At 55.9% G+C, this 21,719-nt stretch carries 19 protein-coding genes; 12 read left to right on the top strand and 7 right to left on the bottom strand.

Features of this window, described 5'->3' with window-relative positions:
- Nucleotides 1–10: 10 nt before the first annotated feature.
- On the bottom strand, nt 11–637 hold the full coding sequence (folE, locus tag PYL13_RS11495) for a GTP cyclohydrolase I FolE (protein WP_275641471.1): 627 nt from the start codon (nt 635–637) through the stop codon (nt 11–13).
- Nucleotides 638–914: 277 nt separating this feature from the next.
- Here folE and PYL13_RS11490 point away from each other — a divergent pair, with 277 nt between their 5' ends.
- The 3 genes from PYL13_RS11490 (at nt 915) to thrS (ending at nt 3,880) form a co-directional block, all read left to right on the top strand.
- Nucleotides 915–1,376 (top strand): iron-sulfur cluster assembly scaffold protein, encoded by a 462-nt coding sequence (locus PYL13_RS11490; RefSeq protein ID WP_192488783.1) that lies wholly within the window; start codon nt 915–917, stop codon nt 1,374–1,376.
- Between the two features lie 3 nt (nt 1,377–1,379).
- Entirely contained in the window at nt 1,380–1,742 is a 363-nt protein-coding gene (gene yidD / locus PYL13_RS11485) for a membrane protein insertion efficiency factor YidD (protein ID WP_250981665.1), read from the top strand.
- A 122-nt stretch (nt 1,743–1,864) separates the two neighbouring features.
- On the top strand, nt 1,865–3,880 hold the full coding sequence (thrS, locus tag PYL13_RS11480; RefSeq protein WP_275641470.1) for a threonine--tRNA ligase: 2,016 nt from the start codon (nt 1,865–1,867) through the stop codon (nt 3,878–3,880).
- A gap of 106 nt (nt 3,881–3,986) precedes the next feature.
- On the opposite strand, the gene PYL13_RS11475 is transcribed toward thrS, so the two are convergent.
- Complete coding sequence (locus PYL13_RS11475; RefSeq protein ID WP_192488786.1) at nt 3,987–4,964, bottom strand: hypothetical protein; 978 nt, start codon at nt 4,962–4,964, stop codon at nt 3,987–3,989.
- 108 nt (nt 4,965–5,072) lie between these two features.
- Between PYL13_RS11475 and PYL13_RS11470 the strand changes: the two genes are divergently transcribed.
- The 3 genes from PYL13_RS11470 (at nt 5,073) to PYL13_RS11460 (ending at nt 7,664) form a co-directional block, all read left to right on the top strand.
- Nucleotides 5,073–5,648, top strand: coding sequence for a nitroreductase family protein (locus PYL13_RS11470; protein WP_275641469.1), 576 nt, complete (start codon nt 5,073–5,075; stop codon nt 5,646–5,648).
- A 4-nt stretch (nt 5,649–5,652) separates the two neighbouring features.
- A complete protein-coding gene (locus PYL13_RS11465; RefSeq protein WP_275641468.1) occupies nt 5,653–6,252 on the top strand; it encodes a flavin reductase family protein in 600 nt (199 codons plus the stop codon).
- Nucleotides 6,253–6,524: 272 nt separating this feature from the next.
- The gene (locus tag PYL13_RS11460; RefSeq protein WP_275641467.1) at nt 6,525–7,664 is read left to right on the top strand and encodes a DUF2336 domain-containing protein; all 1,140 of its coding nucleotides are present in this window, start codon (nt 6,525–6,527) and stop codon (nt 7,662–7,664) included.
- Nucleotides 7,665–7,687: 23 nt separating this feature from the next.
- On the opposite strand, the gene PYL13_RS11455 is transcribed toward PYL13_RS11460, so the two are convergent.
- The gene (locus PYL13_RS11455) at nt 7,688–8,125 is read right to left on the bottom strand and encodes a hypothetical protein (protein ID WP_259146072.1); all 438 of its coding nucleotides are present in this window, start codon (nt 8,123–8,125) and stop codon (nt 7,688–7,690) included.
- A 119-nt stretch (nt 8,126–8,244) separates the two neighbouring features.
- Between PYL13_RS11455 and PYL13_RS11450 the strand changes: the two genes are divergently transcribed.
- Complete coding sequence (locus PYL13_RS11450) at nt 8,245–8,700, top strand: GNAT family N-acetyltransferase (RefSeq protein ID WP_275641466.1); 456 nt, start codon at nt 8,245–8,247, stop codon at nt 8,698–8,700.
- A 48-nt stretch (nt 8,701–8,748) separates the two neighbouring features.
- Here the strand turns inward: PYL13_RS11450 and PYL13_RS11445 are convergent, their stop codons facing one another.
- Nucleotides 8,749–9,954: an AI-2E family transporter gene (locus PYL13_RS11445; RefSeq protein WP_275641465.1), complete on the bottom strand. Its 1,206-nt coding sequence runs from the start codon at nt 9,952–9,954 to the stop codon at nt 8,749–8,751.
- Nucleotides 9,955–10,186: 232 nt separating this feature from the next.
- Here PYL13_RS11445 and PYL13_RS11440 point away from each other — a divergent pair, with 232 nt between their 5' ends.
- The gene (locus PYL13_RS11440) at nt 10,187–11,911 is read left to right on the top strand and encodes an ABC transporter ATP-binding protein (RefSeq protein WP_259146074.1); all 1,725 of its coding nucleotides are present in this window, start codon (nt 10,187–10,189) and stop codon (nt 11,909–11,911) included.
- A gap of 397 nt (nt 11,912–12,308) precedes the next feature.
- Here the strand turns inward: PYL13_RS11440 and parE are convergent, their stop codons facing one another.
- Nucleotides 12,309–14,390, bottom strand: coding sequence for a DNA topoisomerase IV subunit B (gene parE / locus PYL13_RS11435; RefSeq protein ID WP_275641464.1), 2,082 nt, complete (start codon nt 14,388–14,390; stop codon nt 12,309–12,311).
- A gap of 175 nt (nt 14,391–14,565) precedes the next feature.
- On the opposite strand from parE, the gene PYL13_RS11430 reads away from it, so the two are divergent.
- From PYL13_RS11430 to PYL13_RS11415, 4 genes are all read left to right on the top strand, one after another.
- Nucleotides 14,566–15,447 carry an alpha/beta hydrolase gene (locus PYL13_RS11430; protein WP_275641463.1) on the top strand — a complete coding sequence of 294 codons (882 nt, stop codon included), beginning with the start codon at nt 14,566–14,568 and terminating at the stop codon, nt 15,445–15,447.
- A gap of 237 nt (nt 15,448–15,684) precedes the next feature.
- Nucleotides 15,685–16,455, top strand: a complete 771-nt coding sequence (gene tpiA, locus PYL13_RS11425) for a triose-phosphate isomerase (protein WP_192488794.1) — start codon at nt 15,685–15,687, stop codon at nt 16,453–16,455.
- 103 nt (nt 16,456–16,558) lie between these two features.
- Nucleotides 16,559–16,990, top strand: a complete 432-nt coding sequence (gene secG, locus PYL13_RS11420; protein ID WP_275641462.1) for a preprotein translocase subunit SecG — start codon at nt 16,559–16,561, stop codon at nt 16,988–16,990.
- 144 nt (nt 16,991–17,134) lie between these two features.
- Nucleotides 17,135–18,772 (top strand): CTP synthase, encoded by a 1,638-nt coding sequence (locus PYL13_RS11415; protein ID WP_368077679.1) that lies wholly within the window; start codon nt 17,135–17,137, stop codon nt 18,770–18,772.
- Nucleotides 18,773–19,684: 912 nt separating this feature from the next.
- On the opposite strand, the gene PYL13_RS11410 is transcribed toward PYL13_RS11415, so the two are convergent.
- Together PYL13_RS11410 and PYL13_RS11405 are read right to left on the bottom strand one after the other, a co-directional pair.
- The gene (locus PYL13_RS11410; RefSeq protein ID WP_275641460.1) at nt 19,685–20,095 is read right to left on the bottom strand and encodes an NUDIX domain-containing protein; all 411 of its coding nucleotides are present in this window, start codon (nt 20,093–20,095) and stop codon (nt 19,685–19,687) included.
- A 59-nt stretch (nt 20,096–20,154) separates the two neighbouring features.
- A complete protein-coding gene (locus PYL13_RS11405; RefSeq protein ID WP_250981649.1) occupies nt 20,155–21,654 on the bottom strand; it encodes a DEAD/DEAH box helicase in 1,500 nt (499 codons plus the stop codon).
- Nucleotides 21,655–21,719: the final 65 nt, after the last annotated feature.

Here is a 21,719-nt window from a genome sequence, read left to right as displayed (position 1 = left end):
AAAGCCGCGTTTAGCGGCTGCGCACCATTGTCATGAAACGAACCTGCTCGGCAGGGTCTGTCTTGAAAGTGCCGGTGAAGCTGGTGGTCAGGGTTGAAGAACCCTGCTTCTGCACACCGCGCATGGACATGCACATATGCTCTGCATCAATCATCACGGCCACGCCGCGCGGTTTAAGAATGCCATCAATCGCGCTGGTGATCTGTGCAGTCATGTTTTCCTGCGTCTGCAGGCGGCGACCAAAAATCTCGACCACGCGGGCAATCTTCGACAGACCAAGAACGCGACCGTCGGGCAGATAGGCAATATGGGCCTTGCCGACGATTGGCACCATGTGATGCTCACAGTGGGAGAAGAATGGAATGTCGCGCACCAGCACGATGTCGTCATAACCGCCGACTTCCTCGAAAGTCGTACCGAGAACCTCTTCCGGTTCCTGTGCGTAGCCCGAAAAGAGCTCGCCATAGGCTTTGGCGACACGGCGTGGGGTGTCCAGCAGGCCTTCGCGGTCCGGGTTGTCACCGGCCCAGCGCAGGAGAACCTTCACTGCTTCTTCGGCTTCTGCCTGTGTCGGACGCGTGATTTCAACGTCAGACGTTGCGCCGGCAGCAGGAAAATTCTTCACAATGGCATCCATCTTCTATCTCCCGATGCGGTTAAAGGCCGCACCTGAACTATGCAACGTGCGTGGCCATTTCCCGCGCACTGTCTGCTATCTGGTTGTTTTGCACCGTTTTGGCAAGCGCTAACCCTGTTTTTCGATCAATTCAGCGGAATTTCACGACGGCTTGATGATGACGGGGCAAAATAACATATAATGTATTTGGTTGGGCAGAAAAGCCGTGCCAAGGGTGACGCTGTGTTTGAAAAAGATAACCGGTTTGACCTTGGGGCGTGCTGATACAGGTTGGTTGATGGACGATATTTACAACAACAAGATACTGGCTTTTGCCGGAAACATTCCGCTGACCGGCCCGATGGCCGATGCGGATGCGAGTGCGCAGAAACATTCGAAACTGTGTGGCTCCCGGGTAAAAGTGTATCTGAAAGTGGAAGATGGTGCCGTCAGTGCCTTTTCGCACGAAGTGAAAGCCTGTGCGTTGGGGCAGGCATCTTCCTCCATCATGGCGCATCATGTGGTGGGTGCCAGCGTTGATGAACTGCGTCAGGCGCGGCTGGATATGCTGGCCATGCTGACCAATGGCGGTGACGGCCCGACCGGCCGATTTGAAGACATGCGGGTGCTAAAGCCTGTCAAGGATTACAAGGCCCGCCACGCATCCACCATGCTGACTTTTGATGCGGTGGTGGATTGCCTCGACCAGATCGCGGCTCATCAGCCCGAGGCTGTTTCAGCCGCCACTGTTGCGGGCTGAGCCATGTGTGGCGCGCCCGGCTGCAACCACGAACCGCAGCCAACTCCACGCAAGACTGCCTCGCGCAACTGGCAGGGACCGTTTCGCAAGACACCTGGACGCCTGCTCGGCATGGCGTTCATCCGCTTTTACCAGCTGACCTTTTCCGGTTTCATCGGCAATTCCTGCCGCCATATCCCCACCTGTTCGGAATATGGTTATGAGGCGATTGCCCGTCACGGCTTTTGGGCCGGGGGATGGCTGACGCTGTTTCGTGTGGCGCGCTGCGGGCCAGGTGGCACCAGCGGTCTTGATCCGGTGCGCGAAACGCTTGGGGCAAACCAGCACTGGTGGGCACCCTGGCGATATTGGTCGCGTCGCCACTGATCGCATCTTTACCCTTTGCATGAACGGCGCTAAAAGGCCTGCCAGATAAGTAAAGACTTGCTTATCACACGTAAAAACCACCCGCATTGGTTGGCGGGACTGGATCAAGGAGCATTGATATCATGTCAGCAGCTATTTCCCTTACATTTCCCGATGGATCGGCCCGCGAGTTTGCGCCTGGCACCACAGGCCGTGACGTCGCAGAATCCATCTCCAAATCCCTGGTCAAGAAAGCGGTTGCCATCACCATCGACGGTGAGTTGCGCGACCTGTCTGACGTTGTGACTGCTGGCAAAATCGAGATTGTGACCCGCACCGATCCGCGTGCGCTTGAGCTTATCCGCCACGACGCAGCCCACGTGATGGCTGAAGCTGTGCAGCAGCTGTGGCCCGGCACGCAGGTGACGATTGGCCCGGTTATTGAAAATGGCTTCTATTACGACTTTGCCAAGAACGAACCTTTTACGCCTGAAGATCTGCCGAAGATCGAAGCGAAGATGAAGGAAATCATTGCGCGCAATGCTGCCTTCACCAAGCAGGTCTGGTCGCGCGACAAGGCGAAGGAAGTGTTTGCTGCCAAGGGCGAAAGCTACAAGGTTGAGCTGATCGACGCGATCCCGGAAGATCAGGATCTCAAGATCTATTATCAGGGCGACTGGTTTGACCTTTGCCGCGGCCCGCACATGGCCTCCACCGGCCAGATCGGCACGGCTTTCAAGCTGATGAAGGTTGCCGGTGCTTACTGGCGTGGTGACAGCAACAATCCGATGCTGACACGTATCTACGGCACGGCCTGGGCAACACAGGAAGAGCTCGACCGTTACCTGCATATTCTGGCCGAGGCTGAAAAGCGCGACCACCGCCGTCTTGGCCGCGAAATGGACCTGTTCCATTTTCAGGAAGAAGGTCCGGGCGTGGTGTTCTGGCATGGCAAGGGCTGGCGCATGTTCCAGGCTCTGACAAGCTATATGCGCCGTAACCTTGAGGGCACCTATCAGGAAGTCAACGCACCGCAGGTGCTGGATGCGTCGCTTTGGGAAACCTCCGGTCACTGGGGCTGGTACCAGGAAAACATGTTTGCGGTGAAGTCGGCCTATGCCTTCACGCACCCGGAAGACAAGGAAGCGGACAACCGCGTCTTTGCGCTGAAGCCGATGAACTGCCCGGGTCACGTGCAGATCTTCAAACATGGCCTGAAGTCCTACCGCGAACTGCCGGTACGTCTGGCGGAGTTTGGTACCGTTCACCGTTACGAGGCCTCTGGCGCTCTGCACGGCCTGATGCGTGTACGCGGCTTTACGCAGGACGACGCGCACGTTTTCTGCACGGAAGAGCAGATGGCAGCCGAATGCCTGCGCATCAACGATCTCATCCTGTCGGTCTACAAGGACTTCGGTTTTGATGAAATCGTCGTGAAGCTGTCGACACGCCCTGAAAAGCGCGTTGGTTCCGACCATCTGTGGGATCGCGCCGAAAGCGTGATGACGGATGTGTTGAAGACCATCGAGGAACAGTCCGAAGGCCGCATCAAGACTGGCATTCTGCCGGGCGAGGGCGCGTTCTACGGTCCGAAGTTCGAATATACCCTGCGCGATGCGATTGGCCGTGAATGGCAGTGCGGCACGACACAGGTGGACTTCAACCTGCCGGAACGTTTTGGCGCGTTCTACATCGACCAGAACTCGGAAAAGACCCAGCCTGTGATGATCCACCGCGCGATCTGCGGTTCGATGGAACGCTTCCTTGGCATTCTGATCGAAAACTTCGCCGGTCACATGCCGCTGTGGTTTGCACCTTTGCAGGTTGTTGTTGCGACGATTACCTCCGAGGCTGACGATTACGGCCGCGAGGTTGCCGAAGCGCTGCGCGATGCGGGCATGACGGTTGAAACCGACTTCCGCAACGAGAAGATCAATTACAAGGTGCGCGAACATTCGGTCACGAAGGTTCCTGTCATCATCGTTTGTGGTCGAAAGGAAGCCGAGGAACGCTCGGTCAACATTCGCCGTCTTGGCAGCCAGGCGCAGACATCCATGTCGCTGGAAGAGGCAATCACCAGCCTCGTTGATGAGGCAACACCGCCAGACGTCAAGCGCAAGCGCGCAGCCAAGGCTGCCCGCGTAACCAGCGCAGCATAAAACAGAAACGGCGCCGAAAGGCGCCGTTTTCATATCTGCTGTTAGTGTCTGGATTTGATGGTGCTTTGGGCGGTGATGCCGCAGGAAACTTGACGTTACGTCAGGATCAGAAGTCGCCGCTGCCGTCGTCGGTGTTTTCAGGCTCCTTCATCAGCACTTCCACGTCGGTATCGTGGCTTGCCTCAACGGTGAAGTTGCTCTGGTAGACCTTGTCCTTGTTACGGGCGATGGCGGTATATTCGCCTTCAGCCAGCACCATGGTGGAAAAGGCGCTGACGCTTTCGCTGACGATATCACCGCCGCTGGTCAGAACCGACCATGCGGTATCGGCAATGGCTTCGCCGCCTTTTTCAGACACCAGTTTCAGCGTTGCCTGTGCTGCGTGGTGCTGCAAAGTTGCTTCGGTCAATTTGCCAGCTTCAACCTGAATATCGGCACGGACAACGGCGTTGATGCCGCCATATTCCGACACGACATGATAGGTGCCGGCATTCAGGCGGATGATGGTGTTTGGCTTGACGTCGTTCATGACCAGCTTGCGCTCGCCATCGTCGCTGACATCGGATGAGTAGACCGAAAATTTCAGCAGATTGCCGGGGATTTTGCGGTCTGTTCCAGCCGTTGCATTCAGCACGAAGCCGCCGGCATCCAGAATGAGAACCTGCTTGTCGACCTTGCCGGACATCGGGACAACCAGCTTCTTGGTGACGCCAGCGCGGCCGAAGGTAACATTAATGAAATAGTCGCCGGGCAACAGGTGGAAGGTGGCAGTGCCGCCTTCGGAACTGGCCAGCATCGGCAGCTTGCCATCTTCACCGGGAATAGGGCTAAACACGCGCCAGGCAAGGCCTTGCTGCATGGCCTCACCATCACCGGTCAGCTTGGCCTCGAGAATGACATCAGATGCGGTTTGTGCCGGTTCGCTGGCCGATGGCGGCGTGAAGGCATTGAGCTTTGGCATCTTGGCGGTGCCGCCAAGCTGCTTGAAACCCTGGAACGCATCATTGGCAAAAACGGCATGAGACGGCATAACAATTGCGCCGACCGCGATTGCCAGACTTGCCGCAAATTTGATGGCTTTCATGATTGTTACCAATTGACTTCTGTATTTCCGGGGACCACTTGAAACCGAAGGTCATGGCTATTTCAAGACCCATACCCTTACATGCCACAGCAATGGAAGACCGTTATCATGAAAAGTGACATCACGCTTCTGGATTATCTCAATGTCCGTCGCTCAATTCCCGCTTTCCAGCTTTCAGAACCTGGCCCGGAAAAGGCCGAGATTGAAGAAATCTTGCGCCTTTCGGTGCGTGTGCCTGACCATGGCAAGCTGGCCCCTTGGCGTTTTATCGTTTACCGCGGCGAGCAGCGTGAGAAACTGGGACGTGAGATGCTGGAGCTGGCGCTGGCTGACAAGCCGGAGATGACCGACGAACAGAAGCAGGTGGAACTGACACGCTTTACCCGCGCCCCGGTTGTTGTTGCTGTTATCAGCACCGCCGGTCCGCATGTGAAAATCCCTGAATGGGAGCAGATCATGTCGGCTGGTGCAGTGTGCCTTAACCTGATCATGGCGGCCAATGCCCATGGTTATGCGGCCAACTGGTTGACCGAATGGATGGCATTTGACGCCAAGGCATGGCCGGCACTCGGCATTGACGCCAGCGAAAAAGTCGCGGGCTTTATCCATATTGGTTCCACGACATTCCCGCCGGTTGAACGTCCGCGCCCCAACGTATCAGATGTAGTGACCTGGGTGGGCTAAGGGTATGTTCTACGAGACAGCAGCGAATGCTCACGGCCTGCGACATGATCCCTTCAAGGCGATTGTCGCACCACGGCCGATTGGCTGGATTGGTACCAAGGGTAATGACGGGTCTTTTAACCTGTCTCCCTATTCCTTTTTTAACGTTGTCTCGGACAATCCCAAAATCGTAATGTTCTCGTCCAGCGGTCGCAAGCACAGCCTGCGCAATGCCGAGGAAACAGGTGTGTTTACCGCAAGTCTCGTCAGCAGAGATCTGGTGGAAAAGACCAATCTTTCCTCACGTGCTGTCGACTACGGCGTCGATGAGTTCCAGCTTGCAGGCCTGACCTCTAAAATGGGCCGTGTGGTGGAGGCGCCTTTTGTCGCTGAAGCTCATGCGGCGCTGGAATGCCGTGTCACGCAAATCCTGCAGCCGGTTGGCCTTGATGGCGAGGCGGCGGACAGCTGGATGGTGTTCGGGCAGGTGGTTGCCATTCACATTGACGATTCGATCATCCGGGATGGGCGTCTCGATATGGGCCTTGCCCGGCCGATCGGCCGCATGGGTTACATGGATTATTGTGATGGCGGTTCGGATGTTTTCGAGCTGCAAAGACCATAGGATGTTCGCGATGCACTGAAACCCTTTGGGGGTCAGTCTGTTGCGCTCGATGCCTTCCATGAAATCAGGACGCCGGGATGCTTCACCGCATTGCCGGTGTTTTTGTTTTCTTGCGCAAATTCTTATGGTTTTGCAGCCGTTAACAAGCATGGTGAACCAAACGTAAACCATTTGCTCCTAGGGTGCATGAACGGGCAGAGATGAGGCGGGACCGTTTTTCGTACGCTTCTCCTGTTCGGCCTGAAATGTGGTGATGTATTCAAGAGGCTGCTGTGATCGTTAAGGCATTCCTTCGCTGGTCTGAGACGGCAAAAGTTGCAGATAGAGCTAGTGCAGCCAATGCTCTTGGTCGCGCCTATCTCGTCGAAGGCATGAACAAGGAACAGCATGAGGCCGCCTATATGGCGTTGACCTATCTGCTGGATGATCCGTCGCCACGCGTGCGTCTTTCGCTTGCGGAAGCCATTTGTGATTCTCCTGTTGCGCCACGCGCCATTGTTTTTGCGCTGGCCGAAGACCAGCCGGAGATTTCCGGCACTGTCATCATGCGCTCGCCGGTTCTGCGCGACATGGATCTGGTTGATCTTGTCGGCCGTGGTGATGTGGCAACCCGTTCCTTTATCGCAGCACGTCCTTATCTGACCCGTGGCGTGTGCGCCGCGCTGGCGGAAGTCGCCGATCTCGGCGAACTGTTCATTCTGCTGGAAAACGAGCTGATCGATATCTCGCGCATTTCACTGCGCCGTATTGTCGAGCGTTTTGGCGAACAGGCCGAAATCCGCAATCTGCTTCTGGAGCGTGATGACCTGCCAGCTGACGCCCGCCATGCGCTGTTGAACCATGTCGGCAGTGCGCTTGCCTGTTCTGATCTGGTCAATGCCTTTGTCGACCGCTCGCGCATTGATTACGTCATTCGTGACGCCGGTGACACTGCAACCGTTGAAATTCTTGCTTCGGTGCCACAGGCCGATATGCCCGCCTTTGTCGACCATCTGCGCAAAAGCGGTGAGTTGAACCCGGCATTGCTTATTTATGCGCTGTGTGCCGGTCGCCTGAGCTTCTTCAGTGAAGCCATGTCCAATCTGTCACAGTTGGATGAAAAGCGCGTACGCTCCATTCTGGCAACTGGTCGCGTGCCCGCGGTGCAGGTGCTGTTCCATTCTGCCGGGTTGTCGAAAGACATCTGTGCCGTGTTTGTGGATGCAACGCTGTTGTGGCGTGATGCGGCGCAGTCGATTTCCGGCGTGGCGCTGGAGGATATTTGCGGCAATCTGGTTGCCAAGTTCCGTGCCCGTCACGGATTGCCGGCCGTCGTCGATGAACTTCTCGATATGCTGGAAAAGCTGCAGATGAATGAGCAGCGCCAGAGAGCGCGCTCTTATGCCAGCGGCCTGATGATTGACGCTGCCTGATCCAGGCCTTCTGGGGAAACGCCTTACTTCGTAAAGCGTTTCGCCATCCAGGAATAACTGTCCTCGACAATTCGCACCGGTTTGACAAACAGGTTTTTGACGCCTTCCGTTGATGGAAGAATACGTCTGACGCGGGTAATGGCCTGTGCGGTCAGGGACTGTTCGTGTTCAGCCGTCATCGGTGCCTGTCCGTCAGCCTCGACATGCGCTTCTGCCGTCGTTGCGGCATCTGTGGCCTTTGGCTCGCTTGTCGGAGCGCTGGCTGTCTGGGCATCCGGTGTCTGGCACACGGCAACGACAACCGGGTAGGGCGCATTGGCGTAATTGCCCAGTTCCTTTTCGGAAGCGGCATCACACAGCTCGATACTGGTCCATTGCTGCTGCAAGGTCGCCACGTGATGGCAATCGACGGCGCTGTCGTCGCAGCCAAGAATGGTCATGAGGACAAAGGCTGTTTTCATATCTCTGGCTGCCTTGAATGATGAAATCGCACCGTAGAAACTGCATTTTGGAAATTGCACGCCAATTGCAGTTACAATAGGGCAGATGAATTCTCACAAAACAGACGTGGCATAATTTTATGACGATCTCAATTCAGCTGGAACAGGCCGATCAACCGGATATCATCACGCTGCTGGAAAAGTCGGACGCCTATATGGCGTCGCTCTATCCCGCGGAAAGCAATCACCTGCTTGATGTCACCACCCTGATGGAGCCGGAGGTTTCGTTTCTGGTGGCGCGCAAGGAGGGGCAGATAGTCGGCTGCTGTGCGCTGGTGTCGCATGGTGACGGTTTTGCAGAGATCAAACGGATGTTTGTCGACCCCAATGCACGTGGTCTGAAAATCGGGCAGAAGCTGATGGACGCTATTGAAACGCTCGGTCGTGATCTTGGCCTGCGGGCCATTCGTCTGGAAACCGGTATCAGCCAGCCAGAAGCGATTGGTCTTTACCGCAAGGCGGGTTTTGAGGATGTGCCGGCCTTTGCGCCTTACAAGCCTGATCCGCTCAGTCTTTTTATGCAAAAGACCCTCTGAATGACAAACCCCGCTAAATCAGGTTTAGCGGGTTTTCTTTTGGGTCGTTCAAGAGGCCGCTTTTCGAAGTGGCGGCGGTGGTGCCTGTGTGCCGTCAGTCGATGCGGATATGTCTACTGTCTCTGTCGGGGTGGATGACAGTTCCACCTCACGCACCCATTCACGCCAGATGGCAACCAGAAGCGCCATCAGCACCGGACCGATGAACAGGCCGAGGAAACCCATGGTTTTCACGCCGCCAACCAGACCGAAGAAGGTTGGCAGAAAGGGCAGCTTGATCGGGCCACCGACCAGACGCGGACGAATGGTCTTGTCAACGATGAACAGTTCCACCGAACCCCAGACGAACAGGCCAACACCGGCTGCGACCGAACCGCTGGCCACCAGATAGATCGACACCAGCGTAAAGGACAGCGGTGCGCCACCAGGAATAAGCGCCATGACGCCGGTCAGGACACCGAGCGTGACAGGCGAGGGTACACCGGCAATCCAGTAGGCGATGCCGAGAATGATACCTTCACCGATCGCGATCAGTGTCATGCCTGTGACAGTCGAACTGATAGTGGCCGGTACAACGCGCGAAATCCGCTCCCAGCGGGTTGGCAGAATGCGCTCGCCGAGCAGGTCGACCTGTTTGGAGAAGGAAGCGCCGTTGCGATAGACGAAGAACAGCGCAATCAGCAGAAACAGCAGCGTCAGGATAAGGTGGAAGGCGCCATTACCGGCGGCCAGAACGGCGCGGTAGATGTTGCCGATGTTTGCGCCACTGACCAGTTGAATGACCTCACCGATCGCACCTGGCGTGCCGATATATTTTGTCCATTGTTCTGTCAGCCATACGCCAACACCCGGCATGCCGGAAATCCATGCCGGTACCGGTGCGCCATAACGGTTTGCCTCAACCGCCCAGCCAAACCATTCGCGAATTTCACTGGCCGTATAGGACGCGGCAATGACGATTGGCACGATCAGGAAGGTGATGATGAGAATGATGGCAATGGTGGCGCCAACGGTTGTGTTGCCGCCGACATTCTTCAGCAGCTTTCTGTACAGCGGCCAGCTTGCAAAGCCGATGACCAGTGCGGCCAGCACCGGCACTAAAAAGCCGTGAAAGAAGTAGATACCGGCAGCGACGATCAGAATTAGAAGCCAGCGAGCAGCGGATATGGAAGGTATGAGCGCCATACGGGACGGCGTGACAGGGCCGAGCCATTTCTGCTCGCTCTGTGGTCTATGGGTGTCTGCGCTGCTCACAACGAATGTCTCTTTCGCATTTCGAAATGTTTCCCTTCAGTGTCACACGGCGACGTTGTTTTGTGCAAACCTTAAAGGGTCATTCCATCGTTTTTATTGTCCTCACTTAATATAGTGAAGGATTTTGGTAAAAATAACGCAACACCCTTGGCTCAAATATATAAATATGACAATTACCCATCACTTTTCGCATGCTGCGATGTGATTGCGGCGACTACCGGAAGTAGATGAGATGCTGAAGCGGTTCTTTTCCTATTATCGCCCTTACCGGGGTTTGTTCATAATCGACTTTTCCTGCGCCGTGTTATCCGGCGTGCTGGAACTCGGCTTTCCCATGGCCGTCAAAGCGTTCGTGGACATTCTTTTGCCGCAGGGTGACTGGCCGGTTATCTTGCTGGCGTCGATCGGATTGCTGGTGGTTTACGTGGTCAATACAGGCCTGATGGCCATTGTCACCTATTGGGGACATATGCTGGGCATCAATATCGAAACCGATATGCGCCGGCTGGCCTTTGACCATTTGCAGAAACTCTCCTTCCGCTTTTTCGACAATCAGAAGACCGGCCACCTTGTTGGCCGCCTGACCAAGGATCTGGAGGAGATTGGCGAAGTGGCCCATCACGGCCCTGAAGACCTGTTCATTGCCATCATGACCTTTATCGGCGCCTTGTTGCTGATGATGTCGGTCAATGTGCATCTGGCGCTGATTACTGCCGCTGTGGTGCCAGTGACCGCCTGGGTGACCAGCCGTTACGGTGGCCGCATGACGCAGAACTTCCGCGCACTTTACGGCCGGGTTGGCGACTTCAATGCGCGTATTGAAGAAAATGTCGGCGGCATGCGCGTTGTGCAGGCTTTTGCCAATGAGGACCACGAGCGCAAACTGTTTGAAACCGACAACCAGAACTACCGCACCACCAAGCTGAATGCCTACCGCATCATGGCGGCCAGCACGTCGCTGAGCTACATGAGCATGCGTCTGACGCAGATGATCGTCATGATTGCTGGCGCCTGGTTCGTGCTGAAGGGCGACCTGACCAATGGTGGTTTCGTTGGCTTCCTGCTGCTGGTGGGCGTGTTCTTCCGTCCGGTTGAAAAGATCAATTCGGTAATTGAGACCTATCCCAAGGGCATTGCCGGTTTCCGTCGTTTCCTGGAGTTGATGGAAACTGCGCCGGATATTGAAGATGCACCCGACGCCATTGATGCACCGGCGCTGCGTGGCAATATTTCCTACAGCAATGTCGGTTTCAGCTACAGCGACAAGCGCGACATTCTTCGTGGCATCAATCTTGACATCAAGGCCGGGGAAACCGTTGCTTTTGTTGGTCCCTCGGGTGCCGGTAAAACAACGCTTTGCTCGCTGCTACCGCGTTTTTATGACGTAACGTCAGGTTCGATCTCGATCGATGGCATCGACATCAGAAAGATGAAACTATCGTCTCTGCGCAGCCAGATCGGTATCGTGCAGCAGGATGTGTTCCTGTTTGGCGGTACGGTGCGTGAAAACATCGCTTACGGACGCCTTGGTGCGACCGAGGCCGAGATCAAGAGTGCGGCGGCGCGCGCCAAGCTCGACACGGTCATTGCCGCCATGCCGAACGGGCTGGATACGGTGATTGGTGAGCGCGGTGTGAAACTGTCCGGTGGCCAGAAGCAGCGTCTGGCGATTGCCCGCATGTTCCTGAAAAACCCGTCCATCCTTATTCTGGACGAAGCGACATCGGCGCTGGATACGGAAACCGAACGGGCCATCCAGCAATCGCTGGCCGAGCTTTCCAAGGGCCGCACCACCCTGGTTATCGCCCACCGCCTTGCAACCATCCGTGATGCCTCGCGCATCGTGGTGGTGGATGAAACCGGCATTGCCGAAACCGGTAACCACGAACAGCTGATCGAGGCAAAAGGCCCTTACAGCCGTTTGCATGCGGCACAGTTCGGTCTGGCTGGCGCGTAAAGTCGGGACGACGACACTACCTTAATGACAAAAGCCCGGTCGTTTTATCGGGCTTTTTTCTGATGTTTATCACAGTTGTGGGGTTCGGCTCCAACCTAGCGCGTGGAGTGTGAGGAGCATAAAAAGGGCTTTGACCACGGTGTTTCAGTCAAAGGTTTGCTCCGTCTGCGCGACGAAAGAGTCTCTTCAGCCCAAAGACTTGGGCTGGCCTGGATTCCTGTGACCGATCCTCGGGGCAAGCTCGAGGACTGGAAAGAGCGAACCTTGAAGCTAGCACTCGCGCAAGCGCAGCAATACGCACCCGAAAAAAAGGTGTGGCGGATGGTTTTTTACAGAAAAAACGAAGTAAGCCGCAGCGGCTGTTACCCCGAAGCGGTGGCGCTTCGGGGCATATGACTTAGATGTCGAGGTTTTCGGCGAAAGCGGCGCGTTCCTGAATGAAGCGGAAGCGGGCGTCAGCCTTGGTTCCCATCAGGTTATCAACGGCCTCCCTGGTGCCTTCGAAGTCGACGTCATCGATGACGACCCGCAGCAGGGTACGCTTGGACGGATCCATGGTGGTCTCCTTCAACTGCGCAGGCAGCATTTCACCAAGACCTTTAAAGCGGCTGATTTCCACTTTGCCACGGCCCTTGAACTCTGTTTCCATCAGTTCGGTACGGTGGGCATCATCACGCGCATAGGCCGATTTTGAGCCCTGCGTGATTTTGTAAAGTGGTGGCACGGCCAGATACAAGTGGTTGCCACGGATCAGTTCCGGCATTTCCTGATAGAAGAAGGTAATCAGCAGCGATGCGATATGCGCGCCGTCGACGTCAGCATCGGTCATGATGACGATACGTTCGTAACGCAGGTCTTCATCACGATATTTGGTGCGTGTGCCGCAGCCGAGTGCCTGAATGAGATCGGCAATCTGCTGGTTGGCGGACAGCTTTTCACGGCTGGCGCTACCGACGTTGAGGATTTTACCACGTAGCGGCAAAATAGCCTGATTGGCGCGGTTACGGGCCTGCTTGGCGGAACCGCCAGCCGAATCACCTTCCACGATAAACAGTTCAGCGCCTTCGGCGGTGTTTTGCGAGCAGTCTGCCAGCTTGCCCGGCAGGCGCAGCTTGCGCACGGCCGTCTTGCGGTTGACTTCCTTTTCCTTGCGGCGACGCAGGCGCTCTTCCGCACGCTCGATCACCCAGTCGAGCAGTTTTGCTGCTTCATTCGGGTTGCCAGCGAGATAATGGTCGAACGGGTCACGCAGGGCGTTTTCAACGATACGCTGCGCTTCGACGGTTGCCAGCTTGTCCTTGGTCTGGCCGACAAATTCCGGTTCGCGAATGAACACCGACAACATGCCGACGGCCGAGATCATCACGTCATCTGTGGTGATCTGCGCTGCACGCTTGTTCTGCGTCAGTTCGGCATAGGCTTTCAGACCCTTGGTCAGCGCAATACGAAGACCGGCTTCGTGTGTGCCGCCCTCAGGGGTCGGAATGGTGTTACAATAGGAATGGATCTGTGTATCGCCACCATACCAGGTGACCGCCCATTCCATGGCGCCATGGCCGCCGGTCTTTTCCGTCTTGCCGGAGAAGATTTCGCGCGTAACGGTGAAGTCCTTGCCAAGTGTTGCGGACAGATAATCCTTCAGACCGCCGGGGAAGTGGAAAACAGCCTTTTCCGGGATCTCGCCACCGGCCTGTACCACGCCGGGATCGCAGCTCCAGCGAATTTCCACGCCGCCAAACAGATAGGCTTTCGAGCGGGCCATGCGGAATATGCGGGCCGGATCAAACCTGGCGTGATCACCAAAGATCTGTGGGTCGGGGTGAAACTTGACGCGTGTGCCGCGACGGTTGTGCACATCGCCCAGCTCTTCCAGCGGGCCCTGTGGCACACCGCGAGAAAAACGCTGACGGTACAGTTTGCGGTTACGGGCAACTTCGACCTCAAGCAGGTCGGACAGTGCGTTGACAACGGAAACGCCCACGCCGTGCAGACCGCCCGATGTTTCGTAAGCCTTGCCGTCGAATTTACCACCGGCATGCAGCTTGGTCATGATGACTTCAAGCGTCGACTTGCCCGGCACCTGCGGGTGGTTTTCCACCGGGATACCACGGCCGTTATCGCTGACAGTCAAGTTGCCCTGCGTATCCAGATGCACTTCAATGAAGTTTGCATGTCCTGCAACCGCTTCGTCCATCGAGTTGTCGATGACTTCGGCAAAAAGGTGATGCAGCGCCTTTTCGTCGGTGCCGCCAATATACATGCCCGGACGCATACGGACCGGTTCAAGCCCTTCCAGAACACGGATCGACGATGCACCATAGTCATCGCCGGATGACGATGCCGGAGGTGCAACGGACACCGCTGACGGCTTGCTGTTGGTGTTAGCAGCAGGTGAAGGCGTTTCATTGACTGTAGTGCCGGTATCGGATGGCTCTGTCACCACCGGGATACTTGAGAATAGATCGTTACCGTTATCCATGTTGCCTAATCGTTGTCGTGCGCCATCTTATGGCCATCCGAATCAGCGCGATTTTGCCACAAATGCCAATCGAGCGCGATTCCGCGCAATTTATCAGGGTTTTTCCGGATGAGGATTGCGCTGCCTTACCGTCAATGGCAAGGGAGTGGCTGTCAATCAAAATGGTTTTCGCTGCATGTCCACAGTTCATTTCGCATTTTTCGTGTTTCTTGTCACGGTATTTGGGGCTTCAACCTCCTCGGCGCAAGGCTCTGATGGTCCGCTGAAACCCTATAAGGACAACCTGTTTTCGCGCCAAAGCGTGCTGGAACAGGCCGATGGCGGTCGTTACGAAACGATCGATTACCAGGAATTACGCGACATCAACGAGCGCGATGAAATCCCCGAACGACGCGTCAAGCGCAGCTATGTCACGCCGATTGCCAGAAAGGCGCAGGCGCTGGAAACGGTGCAGGCTGACGGCCGCACCATCGAGGTGGGGCGCACCGGGCAGGCGGCGGGACAGGCCTTTACGGTAATCTTCATTCACGGTCGTGGCGGTGACCGCAGGCTTGGCATGAATGATTACAGCTTTGGCGGCAACTTCAACCGGCTGAAGAACCTGGCGCTGGACAATGGCGGCACCTATTACGCACCCAGTGTCAAAAGCTTTGACGCGCAGGGCGTGGCCGATGTTGCGGCGCTGATTTCCCATGCGCGTCAGCAATCTGGTGGTCGTCCGGTTATTCTTTCCTGCGCCTCGATGGGCAGCTTCATTTGTTATGGCATCAGCCGTGACGCGCAGGCGGTGGCCAATCTGCAGGGCATGGCACTGTTGGGTGGGGCGCCTGACCCGGAACTGCCGACCAGCGCTGCGGCAAAGGCAAAATTGCCGATCTGGTTTACGCACGGCGCCAATGACAGTGTCTATAAATCCGGCGACCAGGTGTCGATCTACCGGCAATTGCTGAAAGCCGGACAACCGGTTCGTTTCACCATGTTCCAGACGGGTTCGCATGGAACACCAGTGCGCATGAGCGACTGGCGGGCAATTCTAAACTGGATTTTGGTGCAATAAATCGCCGCAGGGCGTTTTTGACATTAATTTGAACGCGCCAGAGGCAATTTTAACCAATGTTTTGAACCAAATTTCTTATTTCCTGTACCAATTGTTTCCCGTTACAGCTAATGGGAGAGATGAGGGGGAGGCGGTACTGGATTTCATGCGCTTTACACCCCTGAATTGGTTCGTATGTGACGTTTGGTTGCCCTCGATTTTTGCTTGAGGGCGTACAAGAGCAGGAATGGAAATCTCATGACCCCTGATGTTCGCCCGCTTGTTGCGGGAAACTGGAAAATGAATGGAACTCGTTCTTCGCTGGATCAGATCAAAGCGATGGCGCAGGGCGTTAAAGGTCCGCTTTCTGAAAAAGTGGAAACACTGATTTGCCCTCCCTCTACGTTACTTTACGTTGCGACAGCTCTTTGCGACGACAGCCCGCTATTGATTGGCGCGCAGGATTGCCATGAAAAGGAATCGGGTGCCCATACCGGTGATATCTCTGCCGAGATGATTGCCGATTGCTTTGGCACGCATGTCATCGTTGGCCATTCCGAACGTCGCATCGACCACGCGGAAACCGACCATCTGGTCCGCGCCAAGGCACAAGCCGCCTATGCAGCCGAGCTGGTGGCCATTGTCTGCATCGGTGAAACCGCAGATGAGCGCAAGGGCGGCCAGACGCTCGATATCTTGAAGCGCCAGCTGTCCGGCTCTGTTCCTGACGATGCCAATGCACAAAACACGGTTATTGCCTATGAGCCTGTCTGGGCCATCGGTACCGGCCTGACGCCAACTGTGGATGATGTGCGTGACGCCCATGCCTTCATGCGTAACGAGCTTGTGGCGCGCTTTGGTGACGAAGGAAAACGTGTTCGTATTCTCTATGGCGGTTCGGTAAAACCCTCCAATGCATTGCAGCTGATGGGCGTTGAAAACGTCGATGGCGCATTGATTGGTGGTGCAAGCTTGAAAGCCGATGACTTCCTCTCCATCTACGCTGCTTATGAGCAATTGACCGCCTGATGTTCTTTAAGGTGTGTTGGGGGCTTGGAATACGCGCCTAGCTCATGTAAAGAGCGGCCAACATGTTTTTGACTGTGTCCGTTAAGGGCAAGACTGGATTACCATGCAGACCGTTTTGATTGTCATCCATCTCATGATCGTGCTGGCGCTTGTTGGCGTGGTGCTGATTCAGCGTTCAGAAGGCGGCGGCCTTGGTATTGGCGGCGGTTCCGGCTTTATGTCGGCCCGCGGTACGGCCAATGCCTTGACGCGCACAACCGGCATTCTTGCCGCTTTGTTCTTCCTGACGTCTCTGGGCCTTGGCCTGTTGACCCGTTATGAAGCGCGTCCGACCGACATTCTCGATCGTATTCCTGCAACGCAGGGTCAGGGCAACGGCATTCTCGATACGCTCGGCCCGGCAACGACACCTGCCGCACCTGCACCAGCTGGTAACGGCGTTCCTAACAGCTCTGAAGGGTCAGCAGCTCCGGCGCAATCGACACCAGCGCCTGCGGCACCAGCCGACCCGACAGCAGTTCCGACCGGTCAATAATCCCGGTCAGCGCATAACACTCCGGCAGGCCAAAACCTGCCGGTTTTCTTTTGTCCATATTCCGGCCGGTTGCCTCGTTTTCCACGTGTGATTTCGGGGTTCGAAAAATTTGGGCTGGCGGAATCAATAAAATGAAGGTATCCGGTGAATCCCATGGCGCGATATGTATTCATCACAGGCGGCGTGGTCTCTTCCCTTGGTAAGGGCATTGCAGCCGCAGCACTCGGAGCATTGTTGCAATCCCGTGGATATCGGGTGCGGCTTCGTAAACTCGACCCCTATCTCAATGTCGATCCCGGCACCATGAGCCCGACACAGCACGGTGAAGTGTTTGTGACGGACGATGGCGCAGAGACCGATCTTGATCTTGGTCACTATGAACGTTTTACCGGACGTTCGGCCACCAAGACCGACAACATCACCACGGGTCGCATTTATAAAAATATCATCGACAAGGAACGTCGTGGTGACTACCTCGGCGCGACAGTGCAGGTCATTCCGCACGTTACCAATGAAATCAAGAACTTCGTGATCGAAGGCAATGACGAATATGATTTCGTCATCTGTGAGATTGGCGGCACGGTGGGCGACATCGAAGCCATGCCGTTCATGGAAGCCATTCGTCAGCTTGGTAACGACTTGCCACGTGGCACTGCCATTTACGTTCACCTGACATTGATGCCGTATATTCCGGCAGCAGGCGAGTTGAAGACCAAGCCAACCCAGCACTCCGTCAAGGAGTTGCAGGCGCTCGGTATTCATCCTGACATTCTGCTGGTGCGTGCAGACCGCGAAATTCCGGAAGCGGAACGTCGCAAGCTTTCCCTGTTCTGCAATGTGCGCGAATCTGCCGTTATTCAGGCGCTGGATGTGGCAAACATCTATGACGTGCCGATGGCCTACCACAAGGAAGGTCTCGACAATGAAGTGCTGGCTGCCTTTGGCATCGAGCCTGCACCGAAGCCACGCCTTGAGCAGTGGGAAGAGGTTTGCAACCGTATCAAGACGCCGGAAGGCGAAGTTACGATTGCCATTGTCGGCAAATATACCGGCCTCAAGGATGCCTATAAGTCCCTGATCGAGGCCCTGCATCACGGTGGCATTGCCAACCGCGTCAAGGTCAAGCTGGAATGGATCGCATCCGAAGTCTTCGAAAAGGAAGACCCGGCACCATACCTGGAAAAGGTCAATGCGATCCTGGTTCCAGGCGGTTTTGGCGAGCGTGGTTCGGAAGGCAAGATCCGGGCGGCACAGTTTGCGCGTGAGCGTAAAGTTCCTTATTTCGGCATCTGCTTTGGTATGCAGATGGCGGTTGTGGAAGCTGCACGTCATCTGGCTGGCATCGAAAACGCATCCTCGACCGAGTTTGGCCCGACAAAGGAGCCGGTTGTTGGCCTGATGACCGAATGGGTCAAGGGCAACGAACTGGAGAAGCGTTCATCCAAGGGTGACCTTGGTGGCACGATGCGCCTTGGCGCATACAAGGCTGCGCTGAAAAAAGACACCAAGATTGCCGATATCTATGGTTCGACCGATATCTCCGAGCGTCACCGCCACCGTTACGAAGTGAATGTGGACTACAAGGAACGTCTGGAGAAATGCGGTCTGGTATTCTCGGGCATGTCGCCGGATGGCGTTCTGCCGGAAACGGTTGAATATCCTGACCATCCTTGGTTTATCGGCGTTCAGTACCATCCGGAACTGAAGAGCCGCCCGCTCGATCCACATCCGCTGTTTGCCAGCTTCGTTGAAGCGGCGCTGGAGCGTAGCCGTCTGGTCTGATTTTCACAGACAGATATGACATTTAAACGCCGCCCGACAGATATGCCGGGCGGCGTTTTTGTTTTTGATTTTTTGGGGGAGGGAGAGGTTGGGGCGTCGGTTTGGAGTTGCTGAGCTTACGCTGCGCCCACCCGCTATTTACCAACGCTCACGGTCTGGCTATGGACGCCGATCATTTGGCTCCAGCAGGCCCAACAAGTTTTCCTCATGCCTTGTGCTTGTCACAGGCATCCAGTCGACGCGCGTCTGCGCGGCGGGAAGGGTCTTTTCCATCCCCAAGACTGGGGATGACTGGATCCCTGTTACAGGCACAGGGAAGAGGGAGGTCGTAGTTGGCGTCGAAGTCAAACAATAACCGGTGAAACAACCCCTAACTTGCGATTTCTAACACTTAAGGGCTTTACGCCTTAAGATGTTGAAATCGCTTTCTCTCCCACAAGGGGAGAGATGGGTGGCGCCGCGCCTTTTCAGCAAGTCAGCGCCAATTGCAATACACCTCGAGCACTGCTGGTGAAATGGAAGAGCGTAACTTGGCGCCCCTAACCTCTACCCTTGTGGGAGAGGAAGAAAAATCATGGTCTTGGCTTTAGCCAAGTCATAGATTTTTCAGGTGAGGGGTTGGTGTACCTGCACACCGTCAATTGTTTGATGCGGACGCTTCTCACCAAATATCCCTCAACGCTGATTGTCTGGCTCCAACCGTTCCCACACGCGGCCCTCATGCCTCGTGCTTGTCGCGGGGATGCAGGTCAGTCCCAGTCCTGGAGCTGTCTTTTGACGCGCAGACGCGCGTCTGCTGGATCCCTGTGACGGGCACGGGAAGAGGGTGGTTGAGGTGACTGTCGCGGCAAATGACCCTGCCAAGCGATAAACGTCAATGCAGATGTACGACGGCCTGCAAGGCAATAAACCTCAACGCAAATGCGCGAAGGCCTGGGCGGCAAAGACCGACATGGGTTGCGGCGGGTTGTCGAGATCAAACCAGCCGATTTCAGACAGCTTGTCCGGTTCCGTCAGTATGGCGTCACCAGAGGCGTCATCGGTCACGTAGATAAACGCGACCCAGTGCTGTTTTTCGTCGGGAATGATCTGTTCGGTCACGCAGAGGAAGGAAACTTCGCCGATTTGCAGGCCGGTTTCTTCGTTGGCTTCACGCCGTGCCGCTTCAAAGGCCGGTTCGAGGTGATCCACCTTGCCACCGGGAATGCTCCAGTGGCCGGATTCCGGTGCTTTCATGCGACGGCAAAGTAAAACCTTGCCGTCACGTCTTATAACAAGCCCACAGCCGACGCCGGGAAAATTAATGCCGGGAAGACCGTTCATGCCATTCTCACTTACATGTTTTCCAATCAGCCCTGAGGCCGAAGGGATAATGCGACCAATCAGGCCTTGGCGTTGGCCACAATCAGCATGAAGGCGGGAATGTCGTCGCCGAAACCGACAGGTGTCGGGCCATCATCATTGTCACGATAGTGGCGGCGGCGGTCGCGGTTGTCATTATTGGCGTTGTCGCCATTATTCTGACGGTCAAAATGACGGGGTGCCCTGTCAGTTCTCTGTTCGGATTTCACCCTTGTCTCTCCCGTAGGTTCTGGTGTTGTAACAACGACTGCTGCCGGTTGTTCGGCTGGTGCTGCTTCGCTCGGACGGCGGGGTTTCTCGCGGCTCTTGCTGCGATCACGGTCCTTGCCACCACGGCCGCGCTTCTGGCGGTCGTTGTCGTAGCTTTCCATCGGCTCGGGCAAAGCGGTCAGGTCACCGCTCATCCATTCGAGTTTTTGACCGGTCATCTTCTCGATGGCATCGAGGAACTTGGTGTCTTTTGCTGTCACAAGGCTGAATGCCTTGCCGGAACGACCGGCGCGGCCGGTTCTGCCGATACGGTGTACATAATCTTCAGAATGGATCGGCAGGTCGAAATTGAAAACGTGGCTCACATCAGGAATGTCGAGACCGCGTGCAGCAACGTCGGATGCGACGAGCAGCTTGAGATTGCCTTCCTTGAAGCTGGCCAGCATATTGGTGCGCGAACGCTGGTCCATGTCGCCGTGCAGGGCACCCACGGAAAAACCATGACGGTCCAGCGAACGGAACAGATCTGCAACGTCTTTTTTGCGGTTGCAGAAAATGATCGCGTTCTTCAGGTCGTCTTCTTCGCTCTTGATCAGATCGCGCAGCACAGCGCGCTTCTCGTAATCCTTGGCGTTGGCCGCAACGATACGCTGCGTCACCGTCGTGGCGGTCGAAGAGGGCTTTGCCACTTCGATGCGGACTGGGTTCTGCAGGAAGCGATCGGCCAGCTTCTGGATTTCTGCCGGCATGGTGGCCGAGAAGAACAGTGTCTGGCGTGTGAACGGGATCATCTTGGCGATGCGTTCGATATCGGGGATAAAGCCCATGTCCAGCATGCGGTCGGCTTCGTCGATAACCAGAATTTCAACGCCGGTCATCAGCAGCTTGCCGCGCTCACAGTGGTCGAGCAGACGGCCGGGGGTGCAGATCAATACGTCTGCGCCGCGCTCCAGCTTACGGTCCTGCTCTTCAAAGGAAACGCCACCAATCAGAAGCGCAATGTTGAGCTTGTGATTCTTGCCGTATTTTTCGAAGTTCTCGGCAACCTGTGCTGCCAGTTCGCGTGTCGGCTCGAGAATGAGAGTGCGCGGCATTCTTGCACGGGCGCGGCCCTTTTCAAGCAGTGTCAACATAGGTAGCACGAAAGACGCTGTCTTTCCTGTTCCTGTCTGCGCAATGCCACAGATATCGCGGCGCTCAAGCGCCGGAGGAATTGCGCCAGCCTGAATCGGCGTCGGTATTGTATAACCGGCATCCGTAACGGCGGAGAGGACTTTCGGGCTCAGGCCCAGATCAGAAAATGTTGTCAAAGGAAAATTGTTTCCATTCGAATTGGCAGAACGCTGCGTCACATCGCCGGAACGTTAACGGCGAT

It is taken from the genome of Agrobacterium sp. Azo12 (assembly GCF_029193765.2).
Lineage (GTDB): Bacteria > Pseudomonadota > Alphaproteobacteria > Rhizobiales > Rhizobiaceae > Agrobacterium.
Note: the sequence above shows the minus strand (reverse complement) of the source record. Positions and strands in the feature narration are given on the sequence as shown.